Annotated in this window: 21 protein-coding genes and 2 pseudogenes; 16 read left to right on the plus strand and 7 right to left on the minus strand. The window is 41.4% G+C overall.

Annotation, left to right across the window (positions count from 1 at the left end):
- Together BLT_RS24370 and BLT_RS0103305 are read left to right on the plus strand one after the other, a co-directional pair.
- Positions 1-131: pseudogene (locus tag BLT_RS24370) on the plus strand (IS200/IS605 family transposase); the annotation flags it as partial.
- 228 nt (positions 132-359) lie between these two features.
- Positions 360-587, plus strand: coding sequence for a transcriptional regulator SplA domain-containing protein (locus tag BLT_RS0103305; RefSeq protein ID WP_017726393.1), 228 nt, complete (start codon positions 360-362; stop codon positions 585-587).
- A gap of 157 nt (positions 588-744) precedes the next feature.
- On the opposite strand, the gene BLT_RS0103310 is transcribed toward BLT_RS0103305, so the two are convergent.
- Positions 745-984 (minus strand): NifU family protein, encoded by a 240-nt coding sequence (locus BLT_RS0103310; protein ID WP_017726394.1) that lies wholly within the window; start codon positions 982-984, stop codon positions 745-747.
- 218 nt (positions 985-1,202) lie between these two features.
- On the opposite strand from BLT_RS0103310, the gene BLT_RS0103315 reads away from it, so the two are divergent.
- A complete protein-coding gene (locus tag BLT_RS0103315; protein ID WP_017726395.1) occupies positions 1,203-1,505 on the plus strand; it encodes a YuzD family protein in 303 nt (100 codons plus the stop codon).
- A 76-nt stretch (positions 1,506-1,581) separates the two neighbouring features.
- On the opposite strand, the gene BLT_RS0103320 is transcribed toward BLT_RS0103315, so the two are convergent.
- Together BLT_RS0103320 and BLT_RS24820 are read right to left on the minus strand one after the other, a co-directional pair.
- Positions 1,582-2,649: an FAD-dependent oxidoreductase gene (locus BLT_RS0103320; RefSeq protein WP_026104966.1), complete on the minus strand. Its 1,068-nt coding sequence runs from the start codon at positions 2,647-2,649 to the stop codon at positions 1,582-1,584.
- 411 nt (positions 2,650-3,060) lie between these two features.
- Positions 3,061-3,222, minus strand: a pseudogene (locus BLT_RS24820) (TetR/AcrR family transcriptional regulator); the annotation flags it as partial.
- A 238-nt stretch (positions 3,223-3,460) separates the two neighbouring features.
- On the opposite strand from BLT_RS24820, the gene BLT_RS0103325 reads away from it, so the two are divergent.
- The 3 genes from BLT_RS0103325 to dapF all read left to right on the plus strand — a co-directional run bounded on the left by BLT_RS0103325 (position 3,461) and on the right by dapF (position 4,970).
- A complete protein-coding gene (locus BLT_RS0103325; RefSeq protein ID WP_017726397.1) occupies positions 3,461-3,697 on the plus strand; it encodes a YuzB family protein in 237 nt (78 codons plus the stop codon).
- 172 nt (positions 3,698-3,869) lie between these two features.
- Positions 3,870-4,109 carry a hypothetical protein gene (locus BLT_RS0103335; protein ID WP_017726399.1) on the plus strand — a complete coding sequence of 80 codons (240 nt, stop codon included), beginning with the start codon at positions 3,870-3,872 and terminating at the stop codon, positions 4,107-4,109.
- 9 nt (positions 4,110-4,118) lie between these two features.
- Entirely contained in the window at positions 4,119-4,970 is an 852-nt protein-coding gene (gene dapF, locus BLT_RS0103340; protein ID WP_026104967.1) for a diaminopimelate epimerase, read from the plus strand.
- A 668-nt stretch (positions 4,971-5,638) separates the two neighbouring features.
- Here dapF and mqnE read toward each other — a convergent pair.
- Positions 5,639-6,733, minus strand: a complete 1,095-nt coding sequence (mqnE, locus tag BLT_RS0103345) for an aminofutalosine synthase MqnE (RefSeq protein ID WP_017726401.1) — start codon at positions 6,731-6,733, stop codon at positions 5,639-5,641.
- Positions 6,734-7,050: 317 nt separating this feature from the next.
- Between mqnE and BLT_RS0103350 the strand changes: the two genes are divergently transcribed.
- Positions 7,051-7,248: an aspartyl-phosphate phosphatase Spo0E family protein gene (locus BLT_RS0103350; RefSeq protein ID WP_017726402.1), complete on the plus strand. Its 198-nt coding sequence runs from the start codon at positions 7,051-7,053 to the stop codon at positions 7,246-7,248.
- A 111-nt stretch (positions 7,249-7,359) separates the two neighbouring features.
- Positions 7,360-7,713, plus strand: a complete 354-nt coding sequence (erpA, locus tag BLT_RS0103355; protein ID WP_017726403.1) for an iron-sulfur cluster insertion protein ErpA — start codon at positions 7,360-7,362, stop codon at positions 7,711-7,713.
- A gap of 165 nt (positions 7,714-7,878) precedes the next feature.
- Here erpA and BLT_RS0103360 read toward each other — a convergent pair whose 3' ends face one another.
- Positions 7,879-8,871 carry an NAD(P)/FAD-dependent oxidoreductase gene (locus tag BLT_RS0103360; protein ID WP_026104968.1) on the minus strand — a complete coding sequence of 331 codons (993 nt, stop codon included), beginning with the start codon at positions 8,869-8,871 and terminating at the stop codon, positions 7,879-7,881.
- Between the two features lie 431 nt (positions 8,872-9,302).
- On the opposite strand from BLT_RS0103360, the gene BLT_RS0103365 reads away from it, so the two are divergent.
- The 5 genes from BLT_RS0103365 (at position 9,303) to BLT_RS23955 (ending at position 12,786) form a co-directional block, all read left to right on the plus strand.
- Positions 9,303-10,505, plus strand: coding sequence for an NAD(P)/FAD-dependent oxidoreductase (locus BLT_RS0103365; protein ID WP_017726405.1), 1,203 nt, complete (start codon positions 9,303-9,305; stop codon positions 10,503-10,505).
- Between the two features lie 327 nt (positions 10,506-10,832).
- Positions 10,833-10,985 carry a YuiA family protein gene (locus tag BLT_RS23950; RefSeq protein WP_017726406.1) on the plus strand — a complete coding sequence of 51 codons (153 nt, stop codon included), beginning with the start codon at positions 10,833-10,835 and terminating at the stop codon, positions 10,983-10,985.
- A 309-nt stretch (positions 10,986-11,294) separates the two neighbouring features.
- Positions 11,295-11,612: a YuiB family protein gene (locus tag BLT_RS0103375; RefSeq protein ID WP_017726407.1), complete on the plus strand. Its 318-nt coding sequence runs from the start codon at positions 11,295-11,297 to the stop codon at positions 11,610-11,612.
- Between the two features lie 175 nt (positions 11,613-11,787).
- Positions 11,788-12,489 carry a 3D domain-containing protein gene (locus BLT_RS0103380; protein WP_017726408.1) on the plus strand — a complete coding sequence of 234 codons (702 nt, stop codon included), beginning with the start codon at positions 11,788-11,790 and terminating at the stop codon, positions 12,487-12,489.
- Positions 12,490-12,627: 138 nt separating this feature from the next.
- Positions 12,628-12,786, plus strand: coding sequence for a hypothetical protein (locus BLT_RS23955; protein ID WP_017726409.1), 159 nt, complete (start codon positions 12,628-12,630; stop codon positions 12,784-12,786).
- A gap of 63 nt (positions 12,787-12,849) precedes the next feature.
- Here BLT_RS23955 and BLT_RS0103390 read toward each other — a convergent pair whose 3' ends face one another.
- Positions 12,850-13,662, minus strand: a complete 813-nt coding sequence (locus BLT_RS0103390; protein WP_017726410.1) for a cobalamin-binding protein — start codon at positions 13,660-13,662, stop codon at positions 12,850-12,852.
- 28 nt (positions 13,663-13,690) lie between these two features.
- Positions 13,691-14,167 carry a divergent PAP2 family protein gene (locus BLT_RS0103395; protein ID WP_017726411.1) on the minus strand — a complete coding sequence of 159 codons (477 nt, stop codon included), beginning with the start codon at positions 14,165-14,167 and terminating at the stop codon, positions 13,691-13,693.
- A gap of 138 nt (positions 14,168-14,305) precedes the next feature.
- Between BLT_RS0103395 and BLT_RS0103400 the strand changes: the two genes are divergently transcribed.
- The 3 genes from BLT_RS0103400 (at position 14,306) to BLT_RS0103410 (ending at position 16,967) form a co-directional block, all read left to right on the plus strand.
- Positions 14,306-14,689 (plus strand): DUF309 domain-containing protein, encoded by a 384-nt coding sequence (locus BLT_RS0103400; RefSeq protein WP_017726412.1) that lies wholly within the window; start codon positions 14,306-14,308, stop codon positions 14,687-14,689.
- A 76-nt stretch (positions 14,690-14,765) separates the two neighbouring features.
- Entirely contained in the window at positions 14,766-16,259 is a 1,494-nt protein-coding gene (locus BLT_RS0103405; protein WP_017726413.1) for a leucyl aminopeptidase, read from the plus strand.
- Positions 16,260-16,340: 81 nt separating this feature from the next.
- Entirely contained in the window at positions 16,341-16,967 is a 627-nt protein-coding gene (locus BLT_RS0103410; protein ID WP_017726414.1) for a hypothetical protein, read from the plus strand.
- Positions 16,968-17,334: the final 367 nt, after the last annotated feature.

Raw genomic sequence — 17,334 nt, forward strand, 5'->3', positions numbered from 1 at the left:
GATATTATGTGAGTACTGTAGGATTGAATCAAAAAACGATAGAGAATTATATACGTAATCAGGAAGCGGAGGATCGATTACGCGACCAAATGACGAAGAGAGAGTACGTCGATCCATTTAAAGATAAGTAATAGAAGTGAACGGTTGACGGTCAATTTCGAGTCCCCTTTAGGGGGTTGTCGGTAAAGTGCCCTTATAGGGCGAAATTAAAACCGCCGGTTCTACCGGCGGATATTTACTTAGTCAGCATGGTGAGAGCTTGTCGTTTTTCAGGTGGACACAGGTTCCTTTATCTAGATGCATAATGTTAGGTTTGTAGGGAATAAGAAGAAAAACGACAAAGGGAGTTGTTTAGAGAGATGGACATGAATCAATTACGTGAAGGACAGCAAGTCTATGTCATTTTTCGGAATCCACATACGCCGACGGTTGCGACAATCCAAGAAGCGACGATTGCCAGGGACCCGATGAACCCAGAGGAATTATCCATGCTGTTATATGATTTTTATCATCCAATTGAAGCGGATGACGCGATTTTTGCCTCTTACGATGAGGCAGAAGCAGTGTATCAAGATTATTTTCTATGAAGATGGGTGGAAGCTATAGGGACAGAAAAAAAGCCACTTCCCTTTTTTCGACTTTCATTAAGAGGTACGCTAACTTTATCTTATGAACGTTTTAAGTAAGCAGAGCAAATAAAAAACGCCCGAATCGACGGGCGTTTATCATATCGTTAGCGTTTCATTAAAAGACTTGTTCGATTTCTTTCACGCCAGGAACTTCCTCAAGTAGTGCACGCTCAATTCCGGCTTTTAGAGTAATCGTAGAACTCGGGCAAGAACCGCATGCGCCAAGAAGACGAACTTTTACAATGCCATCTTCAACGTCAACGAATTCAACGTCTCCACCATCGCGAAGTAAGAATGGACGTAACTTATCTAATACTTCTTTGACTTGTTCTGCCATTTCAGTGCTTGTAGCCATACGTAACAACTCCTTTCTTTCCCTTTATTATAATATCCATATGAAAAAAAATCTATGATTGTGCTTCGATTTTTCCTTCTCTTTTCCAAGTCCTTCTTTTTAACCTATCTCTATACATATGGATTTTGTTAGAGAGAAGGAAAAACCGCTGCTCCCTTGCGCATTTCAATGGCTCCTTGTATGATCGCATTAACAAACGCTAGAGGAGATGGCATAAGATGGAAAAACCAATTGAGATTGTTATTTTTGGTGCAGAAGTAAAATGCGCAAGCTGTATTAATCTTCCAAGTGCTCTTGAAACGATGGAGTGGCTAGAAGCTGCAGTTGGACGCAAGTATCCAGAAAAAGAGCTACAATTTCGCTACGTGGATATCCATCAGGCTACAGACAAAGACGAGGCTTTTGCAAAAGCGATTTTGGAGGAAGAATACATGTACCCTCTCGTCGTCATTGAAAATGATGTGGTTGCGGAAGGAAACCCTAAATTAAAAGACATCTATAATAAAATTGAATCATTATAACCGATGAGTTTTTCCAAACAGAAAAAGAAGCTGACTTTTCGAATCAGCTTCTTATCTATGGATGATCAGTTTAACATCAACCTGAATGGTATTTGTACATCCAAAGAACGCCACTTTTAAGAACGCGAGGTACACGACCAACCAACGTCCGTTCACCCATGAGACCGAAGCCGTGTTTTTTACCGAGAGAGCCAAGAACACCTTTTAGTTTGATTTTAGGCATTTCCTCTGGGAGAGGCTCGTTGTTCCAGCGTTTCTTTAAGATTGTCACGATTTGCTCAGCTTGGCCCTCAGCTAGCTGAGCACTCGGTGCGTGAGGAAGGCTTGCACAGTCCCCGACAACAAAGACATCATCATCATTTGGGAGATGATGATGGGCAGTTAAGACAACACGGCCTTGTTGATCTTTTTCAACATCTAGGTCACGAACGACTTTATTTGGCTGAATGCCTGCTGTCCAAATAATCGCGTCTGAGTAAATCGGTTCATCATGATTATAGAGTATTCCGTCTTCCACCTTCGTAATGTTTGACTTATTAATGACATCGACCCCATGATCGATAAACCAATTTTGTACATAATTACTTAACCGGCGTGGGAACATGGAAAGGATGATGTCTCCACGGTCAAAGAGCTTAATTGTTAAGTCTGGACGGCTCTCCCTTAGCTCACTGGCAAGCTCAACGCCACTTAGACCTGCACCAACAATGGAGACAACCCCTTCAGGACGGACGTTGTTAAGCGCCTCATATGTCCGACGAGTCGCTTCCATGCTTTGAATGCTATACGTAAATTCTTCTGCCCCTGGCACATTATGATATTTATCCTCACAGCCTAGTCCAATAATGAGTGTATCGTAAGAAAGGGTATCCTCCTCATCAAACAAAACCGTTTTTGTTTCAAGATCGATTTCTTTGACATTTGAGTATTTGACCGTTAAACGAGGATCCTCTGGAAAACTCACCCGTAAATGATGGTCAGACGCCGTTCCTGCCGCTAAGGCGTAATACTCAGTCTTTAAACAGTGATAGGGTAAGCGATCGACTAAGGTAATTTCCCAATCGTTCGGCAAATCATTTGGGAGTAGGCGTTGCAGAATTCGCATTCCACCGTAGCCTCCACCTAAGAGAACAAGTTTTTTCATAGACGAATTTCCCCTTTTTTCCATAATGGCCGTTAAGCTAGCTTCAATTAACGACATGAGCTTGCTTAATAATTGCGCTTTTGTTGGTACATTTGCAAACGCTTGTAAACCGTAGCATACGTGGCTGTGGATGACATGACTCCAGGTAGCTAATGAAATGTTTTCGTCGATCTCTCCACGCTTCATGCCTTCTTGTAAAAAGGTTTTCCACTGGGCGAGAATCAATACCTCAAACTCGACAACATGACGCCAAATTTGAACGGTTAGCTTCGGATGCGAGTCGTATTCCTCAAGGAGATAATTTAAGTAGGTACGGATTTTCTTTAAAATGGGTAGTTTGTGGATCCTTTTTTGCTGCATATAGACGGAAACAGAGTAAAGACGTTCTTCAGCCAGTGATTTCATAATCGAATCTTTTGTCGGAAAATGGTTGAAAAAAGTCCCTTTTGCGACCTTGGCTTTTGCCGTAATTTCTTGAACTGTCGTATGGTCAAAACCCTTATCCCGAAACAGTTCGAGAGCTGCTAGTTCAATTCGTTCTTTCGTCTGTTCTTTTTTCGTTCGTCCGTTCATAGCGATGCTCCCTTTTTTAAGTAAAAACTTAAGCGCTTACGATAACAACAAAATAAAAAGTGAGCCTAAAAAATGACCCTGGTCAGTATTCAGTTTGATTATAGCGAATTTATGACAAATTAACAACAATTTCATGGAAAATGTCTTGATTCCGTCTTTTTATTAGGTGATAAGCTGCTTATGATTGACTTCTCATACGAGAGCAAGTAGGATTAACAGAGAGTGAGAGGTGAAGATAATGCGCCCAATTATTGAATTCTGTTTGAGTAATTTAGCAAGCGGCACACAAAAGGTCATGGAAGAATTGGAGAAAGATCCGAACCTCGATATTATTGAGTATGGATGCCTTAACCATTGTGGTAGTTGTGCCATTGAACCGTTTGCTTTAGTGAATGGTGAATATGTTTCGGGTGAGACAAATGAAGAGCTGCTCGAAAACATTTATCGATATTTAGAAGAAAACCCGTTATTTTAAAGGCCTCTTATCATTCAGATGGAGGTCTTTTGATTATGTGTTTCTTCTCAAAGCTTTTATAAATAAGCAGGCAGATGAAAATATTTTGGAGCGGGGCGTTTTTCAATTTCAAAATGAACCCTCACTGTGTATAATGACAGTATTAAATGATAGAAGGTAGTAGGTGATGATGATGGATGTCATCCCATTTGAAAATACGTGGCCTTACGAAAAACAATTTGACGATATTTATCTTCATGAATGCCCTTTTTGCGGGGAAGAGCAGGTGCTGACCCATATGAAGCCCGAGGTGCTAGAACAAGCAAAAGAGGGAATCAAAACTTCCTTGATTCTCCCGTGCTGTCATGGGAAAATCACGATTTTAGAAGCGGATGAAGATTATTTTTGGGCGGATGAACAGCTGCGAAAGTGAGGAACAGTCATGAGATTCACGAAAATGCATGGACTAGGCAATAGTTATATTTATGTTGATTGCTTTAAGGAAACATTAGAGGAACAAGCGCTTCCGGCACTTGCTGTTGCCGTTGCCGATAAAAACAAAGGAATTGGCTCTGACGGAATGATTCTTGTTTGTCCATCTGATGTGGCGCCGGTAAAAATGAGGGTGTTTAACAATGATGGCTCTGAAGCAAAAAATTGTGGAAATGGCGTGCGCTGTGTCGCAAAATTCGCCTATGAAAATGGTTATGTGAACGAAAAGACATTTCAAGTAGAGACGTTAGGTGGCCTTGTGGAAGCGACGGTTCATGTTGGAGATAAAGGGACCGTTGAGACGGTTACAGTGAACATGGGACAGCCAATTTTAAGACGATCGGAGATTCCGATGCTTGGAGAGGACAAAGAGATCGTAAAGGCAGAGCCGTTCGTAATCAATGGAGAGACGGTAGAATTAACAGCAGTGTCGATGGGAAATCCCCATGCCGTCATTTATGTGGATGCAATTGACGAGGCCCCTGTTGAAACATTGGGACCTGTCCTTGAAAAGGATGAGCGTTTTCCTGATTGGGTGAACGTTGAATTTGTTGAAGTGGTGAGCCCAACAGAGCTTCATTTCCGAGTCTGGGAAAGGGGATCGGGTATTACCCAGGCATGTGGTACTGGTGCCTGTGCTGCTGTTGTCGCCAGTGTATTAAATGGACATGCCAAACGCGGAGAAGAAGTTACTGTTCATTTACTTGGCGGTGATTTGCAGATTACATGGCTTGAAAGTGGAGATGTGTTCATGACAGGTGCTGCTGAAACCATCTGTGAAGGGACCTACCTTCGTTCATAGTCATCATCAAATTGAACTGCACCCCAATTGTTAGACACAATGAACAATTGGAGGTGCAGTTTTTTTATACGTTAGCAAAGTATGAAATTTCAAACAACGGAGTTTACCAATATCGTTAAAAATTTAAAGGGCGAAGTATCACTGCAACGAATGCTTTCACTATGGAGGACTTGGGGATAAGCAAAGTTTTGTTTGATCTTCAGGGAGCTGTGAGCTTGTTGCTTTTGAAGTGGACACAGGTTTCTTTATCTGTAAAAAAAGATATGTTTGTATGGTAGAAGTGGACGGAGGATTCGCTATTTGCAGACAAAATCGATAATGGACAGGAGTGTTGACTGAAAGCGATCCTGAATCTGGAACGGTTAAAATCAAGAGAGTTTTTTCGCGAATAGAGGGTTACATGTCTGTTCAAAATACGATCAGACGTTCGATACGGACTCGACCTATGAGTGATCATCATACGTTCAAAAAAAGACAGCAGAGAAGTTGCTTTTTAGGGCAAATGTTTTTGGGAATAATCCTTTATTAAGGATGAAAGTGGTGGGAGGTAGGAGCGTCAGAAAAAACGAAAAACCCCCGCCGAAATGCCGTCAATGAAACGTGCTTGTCAAATGTTACAAGGAACAGCACATTACACAAGGAATCTGCCGGGGGTTAAGTTTTTCTACTTAATATGTTTTTATGATGTTGTAGAAGGTGTCTCGTTCGACTGGTACTTTGTTGGCGCTTTTAATTAAATAAATCAGTTCATCTCTTGTTATGCCTTGTGAGGTTAAGGCACCAACTGAATGAGAGATACGTTCTTCAATCAATGTGCCATGGATGTCGTCAGATCCGAAGGTTAGCGCCATTTGTGTTAGCTGAACACCAATGTTGATCCAATAGGCTTTAATATGATCGAAATTGTCGAGCATTAATCGACTAATTGCAAGGGTGCGCATGTCATCGAAGGCTGATGTACGTCGTTTCAAGCTAGCGTTAACGCTACGTGGCTGCATTGCAAGTGGAATGAACACCATATAGCCACCTGTTTTATCTTGCAGCTGACGGACTCTGTCCATATGAATCAAGCGCTCTTCTTTTGACTCAATCGAACCATACAGCATCGTTGCATGGGTCTTTAAGCCGAGACCGTGAGCAATTTCGTGTGCTTCTAGCCATTGGTCAGTGGAGGCTTTATCTGGGCTCATTTTTTCACGGTAGCGCTCTGTTAAAATTTCCGCTCCGCCACCAGGCATCGTATCTAAGCCTGCTTTTATTAACTCTTGAAGCACTTCTTTCATGGAAATACCCGCAAGGCGGGAGAAAAATTCAATTTCTGCCCCAGTATAAGCTTTGACCGTTACGTGTGGGTAATGCTTTTTAAGTGTGCGAATGGTATCTAAATAGTAATCGAATGGTACCTCTGTATTGTGTCCACCAACGATATGAAATTCACGGATGTTATCATTCCAACGGGACTGTACATAATGTAATAAGGCATCGCTATCCATTGTATAGGCGCCTTCTTCACCAGGCTTTCGTTTGAAGCCGCAGAATGAACAGCTTGCTTCACAAACGTTTGTCGGATTAATGTACATATTCTCAATAAAATAAACATTATCCCCATTTTTTTGTGCATTTACTTCATTGGCGAGCTGAGCCACACCAAGTAAATCAGGTGTCTCATAAAGGAAGAGCCCATCCTCAATGGTAAGGCGCTCCCCGTGCTTAATTTTTTCGGCTATGTCATGAAGCTTTGTATCCGTTATAAGTGTCCCCATCTTTTTTTACCCCCAGTATTATTCAAATGTTTAGAGAACGCTTGAAAACGTATCTCGTTATGCAGGGAAGGTGACCAATTGCATTTATTCTCTTATTATACTATCAGACGATAGGGATTAAAAGAAAGAAGGAAAACTGTGGTAAAAGAGTATGGCTAGGAAAAGTTACAAAAATATGAAAATCAATCTTTTCTTCTGTTAAAGCATTGCACAGGCAACCATAATTGGTTAAAATGTAATATAAATACAATTTTTGTGTTCCGAATAAAAGAACTCGATGCGTCATGATCTAGATAAGTAAAAGTGGGGTGAGAAGGATGTCCAATAGTATAAATTACGAAGCATGCATTCATCGAATTGAATCTCTTCGTGAAAAAATGATTGCGGCAGCAAAGCAATATGGATTGGGTCATCCCCTTGTACTAAAGTATAGTCAAGAACTGGATCGTGCGCATAATATTATCTTAAATTCCCATCCTGATGAGACAAGTAGCTGGGAGCAGCTAGCTCTTTGAGTGGAGAATCAGAGCAAGTTCCTTGAGGTTCAAGGATAATCCATGTATACTAGCGGTAAACTTACATGCAATAAGAATCATTTGCATGAGGATGTTATAAGGAGGGGTAATATGATAACTCTAACAGATGCTGCGGTAGACCGCATTAAAGATATGATGAAAGAAGAAGAAGAGCAAAATCTTATGCTTCGTGTCGGTGTAAAAGGCGGCGGTTGTAGTGGCCTCTCGTACGGTATGGGTTTTGATACCGACGTTCAAGAAGACGATACACAAGTAGAGATAAAGGGCTTACAAGTATTAATTGATAAAGAGAGTGCATCAATTATCAAAGGTCTCGTCATTGATTATAAGCAAAACATGATGGGTGGCGGGTTCACGATCGATAATCCGAATGCGATTGCTACATGTGGCTGTGGAACCTCTTTCCGCACGGCAACGAATGCGGGAACACCAGAAGATTGCTAAGTCGATTGAGTAAAGTCAGGTTCACTCATTGTTGAGGAGCTTGGCTTTTTTATTTTCCGAGATAACGTAATAAATGGATGCCAGGGCGAATGGAAATCGCTAATCATACGAATTGAAAAAAACCCCCCCTTAACAAAAATCAATGGCTAAGGGAGGGGTTATTCGTTAAAATAAGCTTGTACTATGACCTGGGAAGAGACGGGCATTCGGATCGATGAAAGCTTTTGCGTTATTGATTGCGGTCGGTGCTTCTCCGAAACCTGTTGCGATCAATTTCACCTTTCCAGGGTACGTGCATATATCACCAGCGGCATAAATACCAGGGATGTTTGTTTCCATTTTCGTGTTAACAACAATGGAATTACGTTCAATTTCAAGGCCCCATTCTTTTATCGGTCCAAGGGAAGAAACAAACCCGAAATTGACAATTAATGCATCGATGTCAAGCGTTTGTGTATCATCGCCTTTAATTTGCTTGATGACCACTTGTTCAATTTGCTCTCCGTTGCCTTTTAGCTGATCGATTTCATATGGTGTTAAAATGTTCACATTTGATTTGTGGAGCAGTTCAACACTATGTTCATGTGCGCGGAATTTATCACGACGGTGAATCAACGTTACATTTTTTGCGATCGGCTCAAGCATCAGTGACCAGTCAACAGCAGAATCACCACCACCACACACAAGAACGCTTTTACCTGTAAAGATACTTAAATCATTGACAAAATAGTGGAGGTTTTTACCTTCGTATTGAGCAGCATCCTCCATCTCCAAACGGCGAGGTTGAAACGCACCTGCTCCAGCGGTTACAATGACCGCTTTGGAATAATGAGATTCTTTGTCTGTTTTAATTAAAAATGTGTCGTCCTCTTGTTTTTCAAGCTTTTGGACGGATTGCTCTAGGGCAAGAGCGGGGTTAAATTGCTGTGCTTGCTTTATGAGGTCATTCACTAAATCTTGTGCTTTGACTTTTGGAAAGCCAGCAACATCATATATGTATTTCTCAGGGTAAAGGGCAGAAAGCTGACCACCTAGTTGAGGCATACTCTCAATGATTTTGACTCTCGCTTGTCTCATCCCCCCATAAAATGCGGCAAAAAGACCTGTGGGGCCTCCTCCAATTATCGTAATGTCATACACGTCTCGGTTCTCTGTCATGATGATTGCTGCACCCCCATACAATTGTATTCTTCTTACATTATAAGCATATCTGATTTTAAAAACAAAGGAAAAGTCAGCATCAGCACAAAAGAATATATTGTCGAAAGAATGTGAAGGCTAAAATCAGAAACATTTTTGGATCGTCTCATCTAGCCTCCTTTTATTGCCGACTTAAATTGTAATTGAACGCCACCTCTTTTCCAAAAAGAGAAACCGTTTTCAATATTTAGCGAGAAATTCATCGAAAACGCTTGAAAAAAATGTGGAAAAGCCATATGATAATAATTGTATTTTGTGACTATTTTGCGACGTAATTATTAATTTCATATGAATTCTTTTCCTTTTTTTGTAGTCATACGTGAAATCAATCACAAACTTGTTGCTGTTTATTCATCTAAGTATGAAAATCTAAGAAAATGGAAGTGATGATGTTGAATAAGCCTAATATTGTTATTTTAGGTGCTGGCTACGGTGGAATGATCACAGCTTCTCGTCTTACAAAAGAATTAGGACACAATGAAGCAGCGATTACACTTGTCAATAAGCACGATTATCATTACCAAACAACTTGGCTTCATGAGCCAGCTGCTGGTACCATGCATCCAAATCGTACGCGCATGCCAATTAAAAGCGTACTTGATTTGAACAAAATCAACTTCGTACAAGATGTCGTTGTTGAAATTAAAAGGGATGAGAAAAAAGTCATTCTTGAAAACGGTGAGTTGGATTACGATTATCTTGTCATCGGTCTAGGATCGGAGCCAGAAACGTTTGGTGTCCCAGGTGTTCAAGAATATGCCTTTAGTAAGTGGACCGTCAATGGTGCCCGTGAAGTAAAAGAGCATATTGAATATATGTTTGCAAAATATAATAACTTGGCAGAGAAGCGTGACGAGCTTCTAACGTTTGTTGTTGCCGGTGCAGGGTTCACTGGGATTGAGTTTATTGGTGAATTATCTGAGCGTGTTCCTGAGCTTTGTGACTACTATGACATCCCACGTGAAAAAGTAAAAATGTATGTCATTGAGGCAGCACCAACAGCTCTTCCAGGGTTTGACCCAGAGCTTGTGGAATATGCGATGAACTTGCTTGAAAGCCGTGGTGTTGAATTTAAAATCAACTGCCCAATTAAAGAGGTAACAAAAGGTGCTGTTCATCTAGCTGATGGTGAAGAAATCAAAGCAGAAACAATCGTATGGGCGACAGGTGTGCGTGGAAATTCTATCATTGAGAAATCAGGCTTTGAAGCAATGCGTGGTCGTATTAAGGTTGAACCAGATCTTCGCGCTCCAGGCCATGATGATGTGTTTGTCATTGGAGACTGCGCATTGATTATTAATGAAGAAATCAATCGCCCTTACCCACCAACTGCACAAATTGCGATGCAAATGGCTGCTACATGTGCGCATAACTTAAAGGCATTAATTAAAGGTGGCGAGCTTCAAAGCTTTAAGCCAGAAATCAAAGGTACGGTTGCCTCATTAGGAGGAAAAGAGGCGATTGGTGTCGTAGGATCTCGTAAACTATTCGGTTCTTCTGCCAGCTTTATGAAAAAGATGATTGATAACCGTTACTTATTCCTACTAGGCGGTCCTTCACTCGTGATGAAAAAAGGTAAGAGCCCATTCTAAAATAAGCAAGTAAGAAGCTGATGAACGATGTCAGCTTCTTTTTTTGGAATCGGGGACGGAGCTTCAGTTCGAGTTGATGAAACAATGAAGCTCTTCCACTTGCACCATTTGCTCTAAAGGTAGTATAAAAGCAAGCGAGTATATTTTGAATGCAAACTACTTATTTATTTTGTTTGTTAAAGAAATCGTTTGAAAAAAGAAGAACGAAAGCGGTTGGCATTTTTGATTGCGCTTACATAATGAGTAGGAGGTAAAATTGCCAGTTTTATAAATCTAAAAATTCTGATAATATAAAAGGTAAAAACAGCAGGAGGGGGATGAGCATGGATGAAGAAAGGACAGCTTGTGTTTAAGGTCCGTTGCCCGTATTGCAATGGAAATGGCTATTTTCAGCTTTTATTAGGTGGAAGTGAGACATGTGATTATTGCCGAGGAGAAGGGCAGTTAAAGCATAAGGAGGAAAAAAGCACGGTATCATAACTGTGCTTTTTTTCTGAGCAATCGGGGAAGAGCTTCAGTACTGGATGGGAAAGTAACGATGTCCTTCCGCTCATGCGCCTTCATTTAAATGGTGCCCAGCATGTCCAAAGGACTCATTTTCATCCGAGTGGGAAGAGCGAGCCCACATGCTAGTTTCTATGAAATTTTGCGAATCCCCTTTCATTAAATTTTTTGTAGCACTAACTTAAAACTTTGGAATTAGACAATTGCCACAAAGCTGTCAAGAAGCGATTGTTGACTGTGTCCAGCCCATTCAGTAAACTAACAATGAATATGGGGGTGCACAAATTGAGTTTGCCGCAACTATTGATTTCCATGCTATTGTTTTTGATTCTCTTCTTTGGCATTGGATTTCTCTTAAATATGGTTCTACGTTCAACCTGGATAATGGCCGTTGCTTATCCAATTATCGTCATTTTTATTGTTGATAATGTTTCATTTTTTCAATATTTTACTGCACCAGCCACGTCTTTTTCTTTATTATGGCAGGGTTTGATTGCGTTGAAATTTGTGGATGTGCTCGTTTTAACTAGTGGGTTTATCGGGGCTATCGTGGCAGGAATTGTCATTCGAATGCTACGAGTGAGAGGCTACCAAATGTTTTAAGGCTGTAAATGCAGGCATACTAAGAGGCTGACTAGATCACGTCAGTCTCTTTTTCGTGGCTATAAACCGGTTAGTAGCAATGAAACCCTCCATTAAATGTCAAAATTTTCTCTCATCTGTTTGTATATTTATTTTTCCGTTTGGGGATGCTTACATTTGAGAGGAGTGAAAGATTATGGAAGTGGTGAAATGTATTGGCCGAAGGACATTGATGACCAGTTTAGTGTGCATTGCTTTTATCATAACGTTTCATACCTTTTCAGGTGTCAGCGCCAAAGAATTTCAGCAATGGATGTATGAACAGTCGATTCTTGGAAAACAGGCCGAACCGAAAATTGCAAGGAATGTTTCATACAAACGAGTTCACATTCAAAACAAACAGCTACCAAACATAGACAGAGATGAGAAATCCATGTCTCATCACATCGTAGCATCGCGCCCTATCATGCTAGAGGAGGCTATTGATTGGAGTCAATATCCTTCCCAGACGGTTCATGCTACAGGATATACAGCGGGCGTGGAGTCAACAGGAAAAAATAAGAAGCATCCGGGATATGGCATTACGTATTCAGGCGTTCATGTTCGACGAGATGTCTATTCGACGATTGCAGCTGACCCCAATGTTTATCCGATTGGAACGGTGCTCTTTATTCCTGGTTACGGTTATGGCGTTGTTGCCGATACTGGATCGGCGATAAAAGGAAAAAAAATTGACCTTTATTATGAGACCGTAGAAGATGTATTTGAGCAATGGGGGAGAAAAGAAGTTAATGTGTACCTCATAAAAAAAGGAAACGGTCGATTAACAGAGTCTGAACTCAAAGCGTTAAACGAAGATGAATCGGTTCAAGTATTTCGAGAACAAATGAGCTTTTAATCAAAAGGAAAGACAGAAAGCCTTGCAGCTCCTGTCTTTTTTTTGTGCGTTAAGAAAGATTAAATTTTTAATGTCTGAGTTTATCGACATAGTTAAACATTTGAAGGCCTAAGTATAGCTGCAACGAAGGCTGTCGCTATGAAGGACTTGGCGAAAAGCCAAGTTTTGTTTATTAGGAATGGGGCCGAGCTTGAGTACAGGAGATGGGAAAGCACAGAGCTGACACCACTTTTATTAAAGGTTGTACAAAAAGACTTTGCTGGGGAAGAGACACTTAAGCATGATGCTGCTAAATAGTCAAAACATATGGTTATGCCGATCTGCTAGATGGCATTTTATGGTACGATTGTCGTATAAAGGTTATTGATGATCGAAAAGAGGATCTAAACCGTCATCGGCTGGAAATACAGTTGGATGTAGCAGGGCTGCAAGCTTTTTTAATCCAAGGAGCAGACGAGGAGAAGGTCGACAATAGAGCGGCTCTTCTAAAATGTGAAGGTTCCCTTCTTTCATTGCGCGAAGCTCAGACCAATTTGGACGTTTTAGAAGTAACTCAGGCTTGACCTTGTCTGAGGCGATTCCAACCCATGCGAGGCAAATATGGTCAGGGTCTCGCGTGAGCACTTCATCCCAATCCGTTTTCACACTTGGAATCATTTCATCCGCATAAACATTTTCACCACCGGCAAGCGCACTAATCTCAGTTAACCAGTTTGTTCCTCCAGGTGTAAAAACTGGCTTAGGCCACCATTCCCAATAGAGCCGCTTTCGTGTAAGGCCTTGTGCGCGCTCCTTGTAGTCATTAAGCAGTGCGTAATAGGTATCCACCACCTTCATTGCCTCCGTACTTGTACCTGTGCGCTTTGCTAAATCATGTAAGCATTGCCCGATTTCCTCCAAAGAATGAGGGTTGTAGACGACATGAGGAATGTTTCGTTCCACAAGAGCGGCTACATTTCGCTCCATGCCTGGTACACTTAGGGATGCCACGACTAAATCAGGCTTCAACGCTTCCACGCGGTCCATATCAATGTTCAAATCAGGACCTAAACGGGGGAGATTCCCAATCGAATCAGGCCAATCAGAGTAGTCATCTACCGCTACTAGGGAGTCAGTTAAGCCTAAGTAGGCTAGTTTTTCAGTGTTACTCGGACAAAGAGAGATGAGTCTCACAAGGCAGTTCCTCCTAACCGCAATAGAGTTAAAAAATGATAATATGAAGTAGAATCGATAGAACAATGCCTAGCAGTCCCCCAAAGAACACTTCAATTGGCTGATGTCCTAGAAGTTCTTTTAATTCTTTACGTTTTTCCGTTTCTTCTTTTTCAGGCCATGATTTTACTTCGGAAACAAGCTTATTAAAATCCGTAACAAGTTGATTAAGGACAGTGGCATGGTAGCCAGCATGACGGCGTACCCCTGTTGCATCAAACATGACAATAATGCCAAAAATCGCTGAAATCGCAAATAATGGGGATTCGAAGCCTTCCTGTAGGCCAATCGCTGTTGCTAAAGCTGTAACAGCGGCTGAATGAGAGCTTGGCATACCACCAGTACTCGTCAAAAGCGTCCAGTCGAACGTACGAGTCGCAATATACGCCAACGGTATTTTTACAAATTGAGCAATTCCAATCGCAAGTAAAGCTGCCCATAAAGGGAAGTTATGAAGAAAGTCCATGTAGGTTTGTCGTCCTTTCTATGCAAGCAAATACATATGTTTTCTATGTGATGGGTGATTTAATACCCAATGTTTTTACGCATCAAACATGCAAACAGAGAAAGCTTGATGTTTAATGGGTAAAATGAGGAGGCGAACATGAGCGCATTGAATGTACCTTGTGAATTTATGACGTTTGTCATTACCTTTAATGAGGGTGATTACTATACATGTCACGATCTATTGGAAGAAATTTGGTTAACTGACCGTCAAAACCTTTTTGTTAAAGGTCTTTTGCAGTTATCTGTCTCCCTTTATCATTATGGGTATGGGAATGTAAAAGGTTCCCGCTCGATGATGAAGGTCAGCTACCATTACTTAGATGGCTACCGTCCTCAGCATTGGGGATTAGATGTGGAACACATTTTAGCATTTATCGTTCGATGTTTGTCAATTATACCACAGGATATTGATTCCGTACCATTTGAAAATGTGAAGGAATTACCGGAATTACCGCGGCTTATTTTAACGGTTCGCCAATAAAATTGGAGTATCTAAATAAAAAGGTTCGCAAGGTATAATGGGGGAAAGGGATCCAAAGACATGAAGGAGGAATTTGATGTATTACGTCAGTCAGTCATCGCCGTTTGAAGGTACACATGAAGCGTTAATCATCGGAATGTTTGAAGGGAATAAGCCGCTTCAAGAGCCGCTTGCTGAGCTCGATAAAAGGATGAATGGGCATTTAAGCACATTAAAAAAAGAGAAACAGCTTCGTACAAAGCTTGGCACCGTAACCGAAATTTTTAGCTTAGGATTACTAAAGAGCCGTGCTCTTTATGCTGTAGGACTCGGCAAAAAAGAAGAGCTGACAGAAGAAAAGCTTCGGCAAAGCTTGGCTGCTGCTGGGAAAAAAATACGTGAGCATCGTATAACAAACGGTGCAGTTTTATTAGACAGCTTTGTGACCGAGAAAATTTTAGCGGAGCAGGTTGGATTTTTAGTAGCGGAAGCCATTGCATTAAGTCTTTATCAACTAGCAGATTATAAGGAAAAAACAAATGAAGTAGAGAAAGAACTACAGTCATTTACAGTTTACAGTAAAAGCACGCAATTATCAGATGCCTTAAAGCGGGGAAAAGTCTATGGAGAAGGTACAAATCTTGCGCGAGGGCTTGTTAATACACCTGGAAATATGCTCACACCTTCTGATCTAGCCGACGAAGCGAGAAAGCTTGCAGTAAGGCATGGCTTTAAGGTGGAGGTGCTTGAACGAGCGGAGATGGAGAAGCTCGGGATGGGGGCGCTCCTTGCTGTAGCCAGTGGCAGTGATCAGCCTCCCAAAATGATTGTTCTTACCTATGAAGGGGCAAAAGAGCAGAAGGATGTTCTCGGGTTTGTTGGAAAAGGCTTAACCTTTGATTCTGGCGGGATTTCAATCAAGCCATCGCAAAGCATGCATGAAATGAAATATGATATGGGAGGAGCAGCTGCGGTGCTCGGAGCGATGGAGATTATCGGCACGCTGAAACCTGAAGTGAACATCCTCGCCGTCATTCCATCGACAGAAAATATGATCAACGGATCAGCCTTAAAGCCAGGTGATGTCATTCGTTCCCTTGCCGGAAAAACGATTGAGGTGCGTAATACTGATGCAGAGGGACGCCTCATTTTAGCTGACGCTGTAACGTATGCAAAACAGCTTGGAGCAACCTATTTGATTGATGTAGCAACTCTGACAGGAGCAGTGATGGTAGCTCTTGGAGACTGCACAACAGGTGCAGTGACGAACAATGAGGAGTGGATGGAGGAAGTACTTGAAGCTTCAGCTGAAACAGGGGAATGGACTTGGCGCTTACCATCCTATGAACCCTATCGGGAGATGCTAAAAACAAGTGATATTGCCGATTTAAATAATGCACCTGGAAGATTAGCGGGAAGCATAACGGCAGGGTTATTTGTTGGGGAATTTGCCGAAGATACACCATGGGTCCATCTAGATATTGCTGGAACGGCCTGGCAATCAAAAGCGACAAATCTCGGTCCTATAGGCGGAACAGGCGTGATGGCTCGAACATTAGCAAGGGTTGCTGAAAATTATAAAAGGTTTTAAAAAAAGAAGGAAAAAATTGAAACTTTTTCTAAGGAATACTCGTCTTACAGAAAAGAGGTAAAAGATAGAAGGGTGTTTCAAATGAAAACGTTAAAGGCGTGGAAATGGAGTATCGCGTTTAGTTGCTTTTTTCTTCTTGTCGGTTGTTCTACCGAAGTGAATGAGCAGGAAATTATGGCACAATATGATCAAATCTTAATCGCATCGTCTGAATTGTTTCGTTACCATGTTAAGGAAGAGGACAGCTATTACAATGAACAGTACCAAACTGTTGGCGAGGTTTATTCTTTGTTAGAGGACATAATGACCGATGAAGCGGTTGAACAGCTCATCAATAGTATCTTTATCCGTGAAGATAATCGTTTGTTCTATAATAACCATTTTACGGGTTACTTAGAGGAGGCTAATTTCTTCTCGATTGAGCAAAATGATATGTCTGATTTTTATGTAGCTGTAAGGGAGTCAATCGTGAACCCTGGTTTACGGATGCTGCACATGGACCAGCTTACCCTTGAACAAAGAGGGAGTACCATTACCGTAAACGGATCGAATGTCCCCGTTTATTTTTATGAAGAAGATGACCTTTACTCATCTCAGTACTATGGCCTTCTTGGCTACCCATCACAAGATTACTTGACGTTTTCATTTTCTTTCATAAAAAAAGGGGATAAATTAAAGATGAATGACTATGAGATTACTGCATTTTAACAGAAACCCTCATGAACGGCTCGCTCTTCCCACTGGGATGAAAATACACACCATTCCAATGAAGGTGGTGCGAGCGGAAGTGCTTCATTGCCTCACCAACTTGTGCTGAAGCTCTTCACAGAAAAAGGGGATGGGACCTAACGAACGTGTATGATTGAAAATGCGAACAATGCATAACCTTAGCGAAGGATATTTCCGAAGCGAATGCGATGCAGCAACGATCATGACGTTCGGATTTCTTACCAAAAAAAACTCTTTTGTCCCAACCCAAGAAAAAAAGCAGCCGATTCGGCTGCTTTTTCACTTTTACTCCACGCTCTATACGGCTTGGTTTCTGTTTTGAACAGGGAGTCTTTTTTGTACGGTG

It is taken from the genome of Halalkalibacterium ligniniphilum, assembly GCF_000334155.1.
Classification (GTDB): domain Bacteria; phylum Bacillota; class Bacilli; order Bacillales; family Bacillaceae_D; genus Halalkalibacterium; species Halalkalibacterium ligniniphilum.

Coding starts and splice junctions, on each gene's coding strand:
- BLT_RS0103350 (WP_017726402.1), top strand. CDS start 7,051: ATGTCCAATAGTATAAATTACGAAGCATGCATTCATCGAATTGAATCT.
- dapF (WP_026104967.1), top strand. CDS start 4,119: ATGAGATTCACGAAAATGCATGGACTAGGCAATAGTTATATTTATGTT.
- erpA (WP_017726403.1), top strand. CDS start 7,360: ATGATAACTCTAACAGATGCTGCGGTAGACCGCATTAAAGATATGATG.
- BLT_RS0103305 (WP_017726393.1), top strand. CDS start 360: ATGGACATGAATCAATTACGTGAAGGACAGCAAGTCTATGTCATTTTT.
- BLT_RS0103360 (WP_026104968.1), bottom strand. CDS start 8,871: ATGACAGAGAACCGAGACGTGTATGACATTACGATAATTGGAGGAGGC.
- BLT_RS0103400 (WP_017726412.1), top strand. CDS start 14,306: ATGAGCGCATTGAATGTACCTTGTGAATTTATGACGTTTGTCATTACC.
- BLT_RS0103315 (WP_017726395.1), top strand. CDS start 1,203: ATGGAAAAACCAATTGAGATTGTTATTTTTGGTGCAGAAGTAAAATGC.
- BLT_RS23955 (WP_017726409.1), top strand. CDS start 12,628: ATGAAGGACTTGGCGAAAAGCCAAGTTTTGTTTATTAGGAATGGGGCC.
- BLT_RS0103310 (WP_017726394.1), bottom strand. CDS start 984: ATGGCTACAAGCACTGAAATGGCAGAACAAGTCAAAGAAGTATTAGAT.
- BLT_RS0103380 (WP_017726408.1), top strand. CDS start 11,788: ATGGAAGTGGTGAAATGTATTGGCCGAAGGACATTGATGACCAGTTTA.
- BLT_RS0103320 (WP_026104966.1), bottom strand. CDS start 2,649: ATGAAAAAACTTGTTCTCTTAGGTGGAGGCTACGGTGGAATGCGAATT.
- BLT_RS0103325 (WP_017726397.1), top strand. CDS start 3,461: ATGCGCCCAATTATTGAATTCTGTTTGAGTAATTTAGCAAGCGGCACA.
- mqnE (WP_017726401.1), bottom strand. CDS start 6,733: ATGGGGACACTTATAACGGATACAAAGCTTCATGACATAGCCGAAAAA.
- BLT_RS0103365 (WP_017726405.1), top strand. CDS start 9,303: ATGTTGAATAAGCCTAATATTGTTATTTTAGGTGCTGGCTACGGTGGA.
- BLT_RS0103335 (WP_017726399.1), top strand. CDS start 3,870: ATGGATGTCATCCCATTTGAAAATACGTGGCCTTACGAAAAACAATTT.
- BLT_RS0103395 (WP_017726411.1), bottom strand. CDS start 14,167: ATGGACTTTCTTCATAACTTCCCTTTATGGGCAGCTTTACTTGCGATT.
- BLT_RS0103410 (WP_017726414.1), top strand. CDS start 16,341: ATGAAAACGTTAAAGGCGTGGAAATGGAGTATCGCGTTTAGTTGCTTT.
- BLT_RS23950 (WP_017726406.1), top strand. CDS start 10,833: ATGAAGAAAGGACAGCTTGTGTTTAAGGTCCGTTGCCCGTATTGCAAT.
- BLT_RS0103405 (WP_017726413.1), top strand. CDS start 14,766: ATGTATTACGTCAGTCAGTCATCGCCGTTTGAAGGTACACATGAAGCG.